The sequence below is a fragment of the Wolbachia endosymbiont of Drosophila pseudotakahashii genome, assembly GCF_026015925.1.
Lineage (GTDB): Bacteria > Pseudomonadota > Alphaproteobacteria > Rickettsiales > Anaplasmataceae > Wolbachia > Wolbachia pipientis.
In genome coordinates, this window is the sequence record NZ_CP110359.1 from 1,019,946 (window position 1) to 1,032,730 (window position 12,785).

Below are 12,785 nucleotides of genomic sequence, written 5' to 3' on the forward strand. Positions count from 1 at the left end.
CACTTCTACAATCTACTTATCAAAGCTCTGTAGGTTAATATAGGAGCAGAAATAAATATTGCAGAACAAGCGCCAATCAAAATACCAAAAAAAATGATCAAGCTGAAGTCTTTCACTGCATCTGTGCAGATTAATGCCAAAGGAAGAGCAGCAAGAAGGGTTGTACCCGAGGTTAATATAGTGCGAAATAATGTAGCGTTGATACTTGCATCTACTATCTCACTCATCCGCCCACTTTTACCACTCTTGCAATACTCTCGAATCCGATCGTATATAATTACTGAGTTATTGATTGAATAACCAATGACAGTGAGAAGAGCTGCAACTGATGAAATATTAAACTCAATGCCAGTTAGGCTAATAAAACCAACAGTTAAAATCACGTCATGAATCAGTGCTGTTATTCCACTGAATCCACATTGCCAATTAAATCTAAACCAAACGTAAAAAAATATTCCAACAATTGCGATCAACATGGATAACATTCCTTCAAATATTTGTGTTGAGCTTATTTGTGGGCCAACATAGTCTATTTTACGATAGCTTATTGAGCTCCCCAGCTTTTCTTCTAGTATGCTTTTTATCTTTTTGATTTTATCTTCATCTCCTTCATCTTTAAAACGCATGACTAAATTATCACCCGCTTTTGAACTCTGCACTGTAAAACCATTTTCTTTTAATGCATCGAGAATAGAGTGATTCTCATCTGAAGATTTTATCTCTATCAAAATTCCGCCTGCAAAGTCTATGCCTAAGTTCACTCCACGCAGCACAACAGTGAATATTGAAAAGATGATAAGAATAATGCTAATTAATGCAGTCAAATCCCTATATTTACTAAACTTGATATCGAGGTTGTCTGGAATGAGTCTAAGTGCCATGCTATTTACTTAAACTTGAATTTTATATACTTTTCAAAAAATTCACTAGTTTATTCTGTGATTGTTTGATTATGTCAATTTTTCCATCAGTTAATTCTTGTCTGTCAATTAAGTTCTATCTAGCTTGCATACTACCATTTTGAAGTACATTACAAAAGCGAAATACTGCCAATTTGGCCCATCATTTTATCTCTGCAAGCTTATCCCCCCCTTGCTATGTTAGCAACGCAACCTAAGCTAGGTTCCTTCATAGCAGTGTTAGGTACACTGCCATATCTTTCAAAACTTTCATGCTCTATAGCTTCCTCAACACTTTTTCCTCCTAAAAGACAGTTTTCCCCTAAACTTTTTCCCCTATTTTTTAACTCATTAAGCCTTGCTCTGTTTTCCCCATCAATCTCCACTTTTATTTTATTGCTACCTTTCTCACTAGGACTTAGATAAATACTTATCTCTCCTACCTCAGTAGTAAAAGACATTTCAATACCACCTTTTGAGACATCCATGTAATTTCTTTTTCCCCTATTTCTTCTACATTTTCAACTCTTACTATACTTTCTCCAATTTTGAGTATGCCAACTCTTAAATTTAAGTCTTTGGCTTTTTCATTGTTTAGGATTTCTGCAACTTCAACAATACTATCTTGCGAGTATTCTATACAAAAATATCTATTATCCTTGTCTACTCCTAATACATTTTGAGTCTGCTTGCTTTTGTTTACAATACTTTCATATGCTAAATCTTTTAGCTTGCTTTCAATTTCCTTACATTTCTCAGAAAGGCCATCATCAAATCCTTTATAAGTAACTATCTGCTCAAACTCATTCCCATCGAAAAAATTAGGGCGTTCTACTTTTCCACTTTTTAACAATAAATTACTAACAATGCTTTTGGTAATGTCCTCTTCGGACACTTCATTTTCTTTGTTACAGTTTTGATCTTCACTTTCTTTGTTATAGTTTTGATCTTCACTTTCTTTGTTATAGTTTTGATCTTCACTTTCTTTGTTATAGTTTTGATCTTTACTTTCTTTGTTATAGTTTTGATCTTTACTTTCTTTGTTATAGTTTTGATCTTTACTTTCTTTGTTATAGTTTTGATCTTTACTTTGATAGGGAGAGTTATCGAATACAAAAGTGTTACTTCTGTTACTTATATGACTACCACTAGTAAGATCTTTTATTTCTTCAAATACTGTATTTGTTACAGTTTTTTCACAACAAGTACATTGTAAATTTAACATTACTCCTTTTTTTAAGTATCCAGCTACTGTGTGCTTAATACTTTCTAGAATATTTTCTATACATTCTTGTTTATTTTGTTTTGTTATACCTCTCACCTTCTCACAGCATTCATTAATCAGATCCTGTTCACTTTGAGTTAACGACATTTTTAGTTTCATAAAAAGCGAGTCTTTTAGAAAAGGATTATCATCTTCTGAATCCAAATCATCTGTTAACTCCATTGAATCAAAATTACCTGAGCTATAGTACGAACCCTTTTTTTAGTCCGAACTATCTTCTGAGTTCCCATCACTATCTAACCAATTGTCAACTTTCGGAAATTCTGAGCTTTTCTGTTCACCTTCAAAAGTCTGATTACTACCACCAGCGCCCTTTGTCAAATTTTCTTTACTTTCACAAGAATCATCTGAACCATAGCCCTCATTCCCTTTTGGATCTGAATCATCTGAATTACAATCAGAAGTTATTTCTGTATCTTCAGAAATCTGTTGATTATCACTTTCACCTAACAAACCACCATTTGTTGGATTACATACATTTTCTGTATATTTTTGATTATTTTGTGCTTCTATTTTCTCCTTTTCGTACAACAGTTTAAACTGATCCTCATCGTCAGAATTGTGACCTGAATCACAAATTACATGATCATTGCAGGTAGAATTATACTCTACTGAATCAGTACTTTCAAAAATTTGTGGATTATTACTTCCGTCTGGCAAATTACCTGATAAAACAGTCTGATGATTATTTTCACCTACCCAACCATCAGTTGTTGTTGGAATATATATTCCTGTATATCTTTGGCTATCAAGAGAATCATTAGTTAATTGTACTGCTGTATAAGTTGTCCGGTCATCCTCATCATCGGAACTAATACCTGAATCATGGCCATCACCTTCTTTAATCTTTTGAGTTTCTATATCGTGTTCATTTATTTCGCTCGACGAATCATAGTTGGAAGGGTTATACTGTTGATTAGAACGGTGCGTAGTGAAAAGCACTTGACTATGATTATTACTGTTATCGCTTGTACGAGAATCATCGGAGTGCTGTAGAGGAGTTTGTGCATTACTTTTAAGAGTTTTACGCCACTCACTGCAAGGATCCTTATTAAAGTCGAAAGCAGTGCATATAACTTTTTCCTTGCCTGATACCCCACCATTCATATTGTATAACCATTACTCACTAATCCCTTAGTGAATATCGTAATATATAGGTCTGTCAATAAAAAAATATAACTTTCTTTGGTTCTAACCTTTGCAAATCAGTATCTATAGCCCGGTAATTTCTCATATATTGCACTCTGGACCTAGGAGCGTTGTTAATAAATCCACGACAGCTAGACAACCTTCGCCCGTTTACTAGAAGGTAAAGCAGCAAGGAGCGAACCAAAAGCGATAAGAAAGGATCCAAACCAGATTATAGACATTCCAGGTTTATAGTGCACTTTAGCTGCAATTTTGCTCTTACTCTTATCAATTTCTCCAATTACAACATAAATATCAGAAAATAAATTGTGGTAGATACTGCTTTCAACATTTTTCTGACCTTCCGCAAGGTAAAATCTATATTCAGGAGTTACTTCACCTAATATCTTATTATTCAGCAAATTCCTGATATCCATTGTACCCCTCACTGCATGGAAATTTTTTTCTTTTATTAGCTCAATATTTCGTAAAGTAACTTTAAATTTATTGACTGTTATGCTATCCCCTATTTTTAAGTAATTTTCTTTTTTCTCCTGCCAACCAACTGAATAAGCTATACCAAGCACTAGAGTTGCCACTCCAGCATGAGCAAGCATCATTGCATAGTAGGACTTAGAAACTCTTCTTGCTAATAAAATTGATTCACCAAATGCTACCTTAAATAAACGAATTCTTTTACTGTATGCTTCTAAAACAAAGATTAATAATGCTATGGAGATGGTAATTGATAGCACAATCATTAGCTCCATGTGAAAGATAAACGGCAAAATAGCTGCAGCACTACAAAATGAGAATCTGTATTCACGGAATATTGGCAATAGACTATTTCCCTGCCAACTGCAGTATTGCCCTATCATGGTGAGCACTAGAATAGCTAGTGCAATAGAGTTAAATAAAGAATTGTAATATGGTGCTCCAACTGAAATTAATTCACCGGTTAAATACTCAAGCACTGTAGGGTATAAAGTGCCAACGAACACGATGAAAAAGGCAGTGATGAATAATAAATTGTTCATCAGTATCATCGTAAAGCGTGAAAAGAATCTTCTACCCTCTGTCACTTGAGTAGCAAGTTTCTTTCTGGATTCCAGTGTCAAGCATTGGAATGACATCGCAGGCGTGTGATTTTTTCTCGTAAATACTACAAATATTACTAAGCTACTGACTGTAATTACACCAAGTAGAGCTAATATATATAGTCCATATCTTGGGTCATCTGCAAACGTGTGCACTGAGGTAAGTATTCCTGAGCGGACTAGAAATGTTCCAGTCACACTCAATATAAAAGTTGTAAGCGTAAGTAAAATAGCAAAGTTCCTTAAAACATTGAAATTCCGTACCACGAACAACAAATGTGTCAGCGCTACTGCAATTAGCCACGGCATCAAAGAAACGTTTTCCACTGGATCCCAAAACCAAAATCCACCCCACCCAAGTTCGCGATATGCCCACCAGCTACCCAAGCTGATGCCCAAAGTGAGCAGCGACCAAGAAATAAGTACCCAAGGCCTGACAATTTTAGCCCAAACATTTCCTTCAGTATTTAAAATTAATCCAGCTATAGAGAGCGAAAAAGGAACGCTAAATCCAAGGTACCCCAAATATAATATCGGTGGATGAATAGCAAGGCCTATATCCTGCAATATCGGATTAAAACCCAATCCATCTGTTTCAATGCCTGGCATTTTAGTGAAGGGGCTGGATTCAATTAAAGTGAACAGCAAAAAACAAAAGCAAATCAGCCCATGAGTGATAAGAGATATTTTTTTTAATTTACTACCATTAGTTCGTTCTGGTGTCATTCCAGTGCTTGACACTGGAATCCAGTTTTTATTACACTGCCATTTGATGTACTCATTTGCAATTAAATTGTCTGGATCCCAGTGTCTGGACACTGGGATGACAGAAGAAGAGACTGGGATGACAGAGGGGGAAACTGGGATGACAGAAGGTATATAAATATCCATTAGTAATAAATACATGACAAGCACTAAGGTCCAAAGCAACATGGACCCTTCTTTGTTTCCCCAAACACCACAAATCTTGTAGATCAAAGGTTTTGTTGTGTGTGAGTGGTAGTATACGTTTTCAAGTGAAAAATCATTTGTAATGTGGCAGTAGATCAAAATAGCCATTGACGCTGATACACAAAAAAATATGGCAGTGGTAATAAACCGACAAGAACTAAGCGGTAAAAACAAATATGTCAAAGACAATAAGCAGGCTAGCAATAGCAATATATTCCCAAGTTCAGGCATAAAAAATTATAGTTTTTATATAAACAATATTACTGATGACAAGTTAGAAGTTAAAGTGTTAATTGATGCTAGCATAATGCTCCCGTAGTTAGCTGTGCTAGTATTAATTAAAAATTAAATATTAAATCTTTATACTTTTATAGATAGCGTTAATATTGAGGTAACATTGTGGGTACAACTAAGATTAGTAAATTTCCATTCAATATAAAAGGTAAAGTGGCAAAACAACATGCCGAACCAATAATCGAAAAAAATCTCTATACTATTTTAGGATTCAAAGATATAGAAGATTTTGAAAATAAGACAAGTAAACTTGTTAATAAAAAAGTTTGGCAATCATTTGTTGACTGCTTTGCAAAAGAAATAGATTATGCAGCAACCGAAGAAGTTGTAAAAAACATCGTTTGTAACATTGCAAAGAGTGATCAAGGTAATGCTTTTACCAAAACTGAACATCTCATATTAAATGAAAAGCAAGATAATAAAAAGAGAGAAAAAGCGATTAGAAAAGCTATTAGTATTTTGAGAAAAATCAATCCAGAAAAAGCCTTTAATGAACTTTCAGTAATAAAAAAACAAGCTGAAGATTTTTTACAAACCGATTTTTGTAAAGCACAGAGTAAATCACTTCAAGGATTTGCTCCCTCTGGTGGACAGCTCTTTGCGGAAACTCTGAAATATATAGAAACACTAGAAAGATTATCCGAAGTAAAAAAAGAAGGGCTAGTTAGAGATTTCTTGTTAAATCATGTTAGTTTATTGAATAAAAAGTATCCTAAATCACAAGGTAAAAGGGAAGATGCTATAACAATACTATCAAGTGATGAGTTGAAGAATTTTTACAATAAAGGTGTAGAAGAAGGAATATTACAACCAATGGCATCTTACAAAGGATGCAGAAACCTGTATGACAAAATGAACCAGATAAAAAATGAATCCAAAAGTATAATTAAAAGAGAAGAACGGGAAGAAAATTTAAAGAAAAGAGATAAGTCGATAATCAGCGCAATTAATGACATAAAAAAACATAGAGAAGCAATCCTTAACTGTAAAGACTTTCAAAATTCTTACATAAAAGAGAAAAAAGAACATCCATTTAGAGGCAACGCATGTCAAAAAATGATTGATATATATCAAGAGAGAATTGTTGGATATCAGGAGAAAATTCGTCAAAACTTAAACCAAATAAAAGCGATATTAAAAAGTGCGCCGCAAGAAATGGATGATGTGGAAGAATTCGAGGAAATAATTGATGATATACATGAAGCAAAGCAGTGTGATGAAATTTTTGATTCAGCTTTAATTTGTTTATCGAACATACAGAATGAGCTAGATATTCAGCTGGAAAATCCTTCAACAGAACTCAGAGTTTCACACATTAACGTTAAAACTGAGCTAACTAGGTTATAAGAACCAAATCTTTAGGGTAATGAAAGCACTTTAATTCAAGACAGCTCTTAGTCTGTGTTTTAATTTGGTTGTGTTTTATTAAAAAAACTTTAAATTTATTTTATAATCGATACTCAAATATAATGACTCAAACTTGGGATTTGTTGCAAACAGGGCAAAAGGAAGGCTATAAAATTGCGTATACTAATGCTCGTATTATCGACCCGGAAACTAAACTTGATATAAAAGGTTCATTATTGACTGAAGGGGATAAAATTGTTGACTTTGGTGAATCATTATTTTCAACAAGTGGAGTTGATGAAACAATAGACTGTAAAGGGCTTGTTCTAATGCCAGGCCTTATTGACATTCACGTACATTTTCGTGAACCAGGCCAGGAACATAAAGAAACTATATATACAGGCAGCAAATCTGCAGCTGCGGGGGGAGTTACAACTGTAGTTTGTCAGCCAAACACTGTTCCAGCAATTGATAGCGTTATTTTGGCTAAATATTTGAAATATAGAGCACTTGAAACTTCACATGTAAACGTTGAATTTTACGCTAAAATCACCACTTCGGAAGAAAAGTTGACTGAAATGGCACTTTTAAAGGAAGCAGGTGCGGTTGGGTTCACTGATGATGGCATGCCAGTTATGAACCCAATGATTATGAGACAGGCGCTGCTTTATTCAAGTATGCTGAATGTCCCTATTGCTCAACATGCAGAAGATTTAAATTTATCAGCAGGTGGTGCAATCAACAAAGGTAAAATTTCTGAAGAATTGGGAGTAAAGGGAATCTTGAGTGCATCAGAATCGGTTATGGTAAGTCGCGATATACTGCTCATGAAAGATATGGAGAATGTGCACTACCATATTTTACATGTCTCTTCAAAAGATTCACTTGATGCTATTAAACGTGCAAAAGATTTGGGATTAAATGTTACGTGCGAAGTAACCCCTCATCACTTCACTTTGACTGAAGATATAGTAAAACAACATGGGGCAATTGCAAAAATGAATCCGCCGCTTCGCACTGAAGAAGATCGTTTAGCTATGGTTGAAGGTTTAAAGACAGGTGTGATTGATTGCATTGCAACTGATCACGCTCCGCATGATCGTAGTTCTAAAGATCTACCACTTGAAAATGCTGCATTTGGTATTGTTGGTCTTGAAACAATGCTGCCCCTTTCACTTGAACTCTATCACAGTGGGCAAATGGGTCTACTTGATGTGCTTGCAAAATTGACATATAAGCCTGCAGATATAATACACATACCACGTGGTCGTATACAAAAAAACCTTGCTGCAGACTTAATTTTAGTTGACCTCAATCATGAATGGGAAATTAAAACTGACAACTTTGCTAGTAAATCAAAGAATTCTCCTTTCGATGGTCGCAAAGTAAAAGGACACGTAGTACGTACTGTTGTGTCTGGCAAAACTATATACTCGCAGAAGAGTTAGTTATCATATCTTATCTATTCCAATTTGTTATCACCAGAATGGGCTAAGTGCACCTAAATTTAAATTAAGAAATCTTACACTGTCTCCGAATAAACACATCCTCTTATCTTTCCCTAATCTGTAAAGTTATTTTGTCTATCAATCTGATTCCAAAACAGCAAAATTATTGTATAATGTTACTTTGAAGTTTTATTTTCAATGCACAAGTTTGCAATACTTTTTTCTATACTGCTTGCAATAGTTGCTTACTACCTAAACAATGAAATCATATTTGAAATAGCAAAGCTATTTAGTGATATCTTTATCAGCTTGCTCAAATTAATAAGCTTACCTCTGGTTTTTTTATCCATAGTTTCCACAATTTCCGGGCTCAAAGACTCAATTGAAATCAAAGTCTTAGTTAAGAAAACACTATTTTATACTCTGCTTACAACTATTATAGCTGCGTTTGTTGCATTATCGTTTTATTTGTTAATAGATCCAGCAAGAAAAAATTTCATAAGTAATACAATAGGGAGTATTAACAGCAATAACCACAGTTATTTTTCATATTTAAAATCACTCATTCCTTCTAATTTTGTGCAAGTTTTTCTTGAAAATAATATGATTGGTAGCATATTAATCGCTTTTTTGATGGGTGGAGCTATTGTTTCACTTTCAAAAGAAAAGCAGGATATATTATATCAAGTATTCTCTGCACTTTTTGATACGCTACTTAAAATTGCTCAAGGGTTATTAAAATTTATTCCGCTTGCTGTTTGGTCTTTTATTACTTGTTTTTTGCATGAATTAAAAGGCGGTAGTGAGTTCTACAATCTTTTATGGTATTTTGTTTGCATAATGTCTGCAAATTTTGTGCAGGCATTTCTGATTTTACCGCTATTTATGTGGTATAAAGGCATATCACCAATTCAAACGCTGAAAGGGGTTATGCCAGCACTCACACTTGCGTTTTTTTCTAAATCATCCAGTGCAACATTGCCAACAACTATAGAATGTGTGCAGAACAAGCTAAAGGTGCCAAAGAAATTATCGTCTTTTATTTTACCAATATGCACAACAATTAACATGAATGCATGTGCTGCATTTATACTAATCACTGTAATGTTTGTTGCAGAAATGAACGGATACGTATTTTCCTTAAGCGAAATGTTGATATGGATTTTTTTAGCTACAGGGGCTGCAATTGGTAACGCTGGAGTGCCGATGGGGTGCTATTTTATGGCAACCAGTTATCTCATGTCGATGAATGTTCCTCTGCATATTATGGGACTGATTTTGCCTATTTATACAATCATCGATATGTTTGAAACTGCAATAAATGTGTGGTCTGATGTTTGTATCACTCAGATAATTAATAAAGAATGTAATAGTGAAACTTAAAAAATGATATTAGACGAAAATAACCTAATAATAAAAGAATTTAAAGAAGCAGAAGCAATTTTGCATGGGCATTTTGTTTTATCATCCGGGCTGCATAGTGACACATACATACAGTGTGCGAAGATTTTTGAAAATCCAAGCAGAGCCATGAAAGTTTGCGCATTATTAGCAGATAAAATAAAAAAAGAATTAAATAGCTCCATAGATTTAATATTATCTCCTGCAATTGGTGGAATAATTGTGGGTTATGAGATTGGCAGGCAGCTTGGAATAAAGACAATGTTTTGCGAGCGCGTTAATGGTAAGTTTGAATTACGCCGTGGATTTAAGATCAAAAAGGGTGAGAAAATATTGCTCATTGAAGATGTAATAACCACAGGTAAATCTTCACTTGAAGCAGTGGAATGTGCAGAAGGGGAAGGAGGTAAAGTTGTTGCTGAAGCTTCTTTGATAAAGAGAAATAGTGAAACGAAACTGCCTTTTCCTGTCATATCTTTGATTGAACTGAACATCAAAAACTACAGCGAGGAAGAACTTCCAAGTGAATTAAAACAACTACCCATAACAAAACCTGGGAGTAGGGAATATTTAACAAAGTAATCCTATAATATCTTGAAAACACAGCATTTATACACAGCTTTAGTTATTTACTCCAAGTGTATTTTATGTATACTTATTACTAAATTAATTTTGAAATGATAGAAAATGAACGAATTTAAATCGATCCGAAATATAGCAATAATCGCACACGTTGACCACGGTAAAACTACTTTACTTGATAACATGTTAAAACAAAGTGGCACATTCCGCGAGAATCAAGAAGTTCAAGAACGAGTGATGGATAGTGGCGACCAAGAACGTGAGCGCGGGATTACAATACTTGCAAAATGCACATCAATAATGTGGGGTAATGAAAAAATCAATATTATTGATACGCCAGGGCACGCAGACTTTGGTGGAGAAGTAGAAAGGGTATTGTGCATGGCAGACGGCGTGTTGCTGCTGGTTGATGCTGCAGAAGGTCCCATGCCACAAACAAAATTTGTGCTCTCAAAAGCACTAAAAGCAAATTTGAAGCCAATTGTGATAATCAATAAGGTCGATCGACCAGACAGCAGAATTGATGAAGTATTAAATGAAATATATGAGTTATTTTTTAACCTTGATGCAACCAACGAGCAGCTAGATTTTCCAGTGTTGTATGCTTCAGGTAGAAATGGCTGGTGTGCTAAGGAGCTTTCTGATGAAAGAAAAGATTTAAGCCCATTATTTTCAACGGTTATAGATTATATAAAACCTTCTGTTTATAATCAAAATGCACCTTTTGCTATGTTGGTCACTCTACTTGAGTCTGATAAGTTTCTTGGCAGAATATTGACAGGAAAGGTTTATCAGGGCATTGCAAAAGTCAATTCAGATCTTAAGGTGCTTGACCTCGATGGCAAAGTAATTGAACGAGGAAGATTAACTAAGTTGCTCTCATTTTCTGGCTTGAAACGCATTCCAGTAGAACAAGCTGTGGCAGGAGACATAATTGCAATTGCAGGGCTTGAGGAAGCTTCAGTTTCAGACACTATAGCAGCACCAGAGGTTACAACTGCAGTAAGCTCAACTCCAGTTGATCCGCCGACAATGGCGATTACTCTGAGTGTTAATGATTCACCTTTTGCTGGGCAAGAAGGTACAAAGCTTACCTCAACTGCTATAAAGGATCGCTTATACGCGGAGGCAGAAACAAATGTTGCAATTACTGTGACTTTAGCACCAAGCAGTGAAGCGTTTGAAGTAGGTGGACGTGGTGAGCTACAGCTTGGGGTGTTAATTGAAAATATGAGGAGAGAAGGTTTTGAGCTTTCGGTATCACGCCCTCGAGTGCTATTTAAGGAAGAAGATGGCAAAAAACTTGAACCTATAGAGGAAGTAGTAATTGATGTAGATGATGAATATAGTGGAATCATCATGGAAAAACTCAGCTTCCGTAAAGGTGAAGTAACTGACATGAGACCTTCTGGTAATGGCAGGACAAGATTAACGTTTTTAGTGCCATCAAGAGGATTAATCGGTTATCAAGGAGAGTTTTTAACTGATTCTCGTGGCACAGGCATAATTAACCGTTTATTTCACAGTTATGCTCCACATAGAGGTCCAATTTCTGGAAGGCGCAATGGAGTTTTAATTTCTACAGATAAGGGTGAGGCTGTGGCATATGCAATTTTCAATTTGCAAGACAGGGGAATTATGTTTATTAAGCCACAGGATAAGGTATATTGTGGCATGGTTGTCGGCCAGCATAGCCGTGACAATGATTTGGAGATAAATGTGTTAAAGGGTAAGCAATTAACAAACGTAAGAGCTTCAGGTAGTGATGAAGCTATAAAGCTCACTCCACCAAAGATAATGACACTGGAGGATATGATAGCGTATATAGATGATGATGAATTGGTGGAAGTAACTCCAAAATCTATACGTTTACGCAAGAAATTCCTTGATCCAAATGAACGTAAGCGTGCAGGAAGGGCAAAGAATAAGGAGTAATCAGAGGTTGAACATTTGCGAAAAATAGTGTATAATTATTTGTCTCCTAATTGTATTTAATTATGGCCTTTTCGAAATTTCTCGATCCAAAAAACAATTTCGCGTTCAAGAGAATATTTGGCACTGAGAAAAATAAAGATATTCTCATTCACTTTCTCAATGATATATTGGGCTTCGCTGGCAAAGATGAAATAGAAGAAATAGAATTTCTCAGCACTATCATGGATGCTGAGATTGCCTCTAAAAAACAAAGTATTGTTGATGTTTTCTGTACTGATTCTGCTGGAACCCAGCTAATTATTGAAATGGTGCGACCTGAAAGTCTTCGGTCATATTGTTTAAAAGGAGAGGAATTCCTTCAGAAAGAAACTAAAAGAGTTCTAAAACTTATTAAACCAGATGTTTTGCCATCTGAGTC

The 12,785-nt window shown here is 35.1% G+C and carries 11 protein-coding genes and 1 pseudogene; 7 read left to right on the forward strand and 5 right to left on the reverse strand.

Annotation, left to right across the window (positions count from 1 at the left end):
* Positions 1-5: 5 nt before the first annotated feature.
* The 5 genes from secF to ONI09_RS05355 all read right to left on the reverse strand — a co-directional run bounded on the left by secF (position 6) and on the right by ONI09_RS05355 (position 5,570).
* On the reverse strand, positions 6-881 hold the full coding sequence (gene secF, locus ONI09_RS05335) for a protein translocase subunit SecF (RefSeq protein WP_182366504.1): 876 nt from the start codon (positions 879-881) through the stop codon (positions 6-8).
* Positions 882-1,081: 200 nt separating this feature from the next.
* Positions 1,082-1,360, reverse strand: coding sequence for a hypothetical protein (locus ONI09_RS05340; RefSeq protein ID WP_265013899.1), 279 nt, complete (start codon positions 1,358-1,360; stop codon positions 1,082-1,084).
* On the reverse strand, positions 1,339-2,346 hold the full coding sequence (locus ONI09_RS05345; RefSeq protein WP_265013900.1) for a hypothetical protein: 1,008 nt from the start codon (positions 2,344-2,346) through the stop codon (positions 1,339-1,341). The genes ONI09_RS05340 and ONI09_RS05345 overlap by 22 nt, the downstream gene beginning before the upstream one ends.
* Positions 2,347-2,385: 39 nt before the next feature.
* Positions 2,386-3,291 carry a hypothetical protein gene (locus ONI09_RS05350; RefSeq protein ID WP_265013901.1) on the reverse strand — a complete coding sequence of 302 codons (906 nt, stop codon included), beginning with the start codon at positions 3,289-3,291 and terminating at the stop codon, positions 2,386-2,388.
* A gap of 173 nt (positions 3,292-3,464) precedes the next feature.
* A complete protein-coding gene (locus ONI09_RS05355; RefSeq protein ID WP_458695107.1) occupies positions 3,465-5,570 on the reverse strand; it encodes a cytochrome c-type biogenesis CcmF C-terminal domain-containing protein in 2,106 nt (701 codons plus the stop codon).
* Here ONI09_RS05355 and ONI09_RS05360 point away from each other — a divergent pair.
* The 7 genes and pseudogenes from ONI09_RS05360 to ONI09_RS06845 all read left to right on the forward strand — a co-directional run.
* Positions 5,491-5,679 carry a hypothetical protein gene (locus ONI09_RS05360; RefSeq protein WP_022626229.1) on the forward strand — a complete coding sequence of 63 codons (189 nt, stop codon included), beginning with the start codon at positions 5,491-5,493 and terminating at the stop codon, positions 5,677-5,679. The two genes, ONI09_RS05355 and ONI09_RS05360, sit on opposite strands and share 80 nt — an antisense overlap.
* 80 nt (positions 5,680-5,759) lie before the next feature.
* Positions 5,760-7,001 carry a hypothetical protein gene (locus ONI09_RS05365; protein WP_265013903.1) on the forward strand — a complete coding sequence of 414 codons (1,242 nt, stop codon included), beginning with the start codon at positions 5,760-5,762 and terminating at the stop codon, positions 6,999-7,001.
* Between the two features lie 122 nt (positions 7,002-7,123).
* The gene (locus ONI09_RS05370; RefSeq protein ID WP_265013904.1) at positions 7,124-8,449 is read left to right on the forward strand and encodes a dihydroorotase; all 1,326 of its coding nucleotides are present in this window, start codon (positions 7,124-7,126) and stop codon (positions 8,447-8,449) included.
* 198 nt (positions 8,450-8,647) lie between these two features.
* On the forward strand, positions 8,648-9,832 hold the full coding sequence (locus ONI09_RS05375; protein ID WP_010082165.1) for a dicarboxylate/amino acid:cation symporter: 1,185 nt from the start codon (positions 8,648-8,650) through the stop codon (positions 9,830-9,832).
* Between the two features lie 3 nt (positions 9,833-9,835).
* On the forward strand, positions 9,836-10,432 hold the full coding sequence (gene pyrE, locus ONI09_RS05380) for an orotate phosphoribosyltransferase (protein ID WP_006279657.1): 597 nt from the start codon (positions 9,836-9,838) through the stop codon (positions 10,430-10,432).
* Positions 10,433-10,537: 105 nt separating this feature from the next.
* Positions 10,538-12,367, forward strand: coding sequence for a translational GTPase TypA (typA, locus tag ONI09_RS05385; RefSeq protein ID WP_265013905.1), 1,830 nt, complete (start codon positions 10,538-10,540; stop codon positions 12,365-12,367).
* 62 nt (positions 12,368-12,429) lie between these two features.
* Positions 12,430-12,675, forward strand: a pseudogene (locus ONI09_RS06845) (PD-(D/E)XK nuclease family transposase); the annotation flags it as partial.
* Positions 12,676-12,785 lie beyond the last annotated feature (110 nt).

Coding starts and splice junctions, on each gene's coding strand:
- ONI09_RS05360 (WP_022626229.1), top strand. CDS start 5,491: ATGGCAGTGGTAATAAACCGACAAGAACTAAGCGGTAAAAACAAATAT.
- typA (WP_265013905.1), top strand. CDS start 10,538: ATGAACGAATTTAAATCGATCCGAAATATAGCAATAATCGCACACGTT.
- ONI09_RS05370 (WP_265013904.1), top strand. CDS start 7,124: ATGACTCAAACTTGGGATTTGTTGCAAACAGGGCAAAAGGAAGGCTAT.
- secF (WP_182366504.1), bottom strand. CDS start 881: ATGGCACTTAGACTCATTCCAGACAACCTCGATATCAAGTTTAGTAAA.
- ONI09_RS05350 (WP_265013901.1), bottom strand. CDS start 3,291: ATGAATGGTGGGGTATCAGGCAAGGAAAAAGTTATATGCACTGCTTTC.
- pyrE (WP_006279657.1), top strand. CDS start 9,836: ATGATATTAGACGAAAATAACCTAATAATAAAAGAATTTAAAGAAGCA.
- ONI09_RS05345 (WP_265013900.1), bottom strand. CDS start 2,346: ATGGAGTTAACAGATGATTTGGATTCAGAAGATGATAATCCTTTTCTA.
- ONI09_RS05340 (WP_265013899.1), bottom strand. CDS start 1,360: ATGTCTTTTACTACTGAGGTAGGAGAGATAAGTATTTATCTAAGTCCT.
- ONI09_RS05375 (WP_010082165.1), top strand. CDS start 8,648: ATGCACAAGTTTGCAATACTTTTTTCTATACTGCTTGCAATAGTTGCT.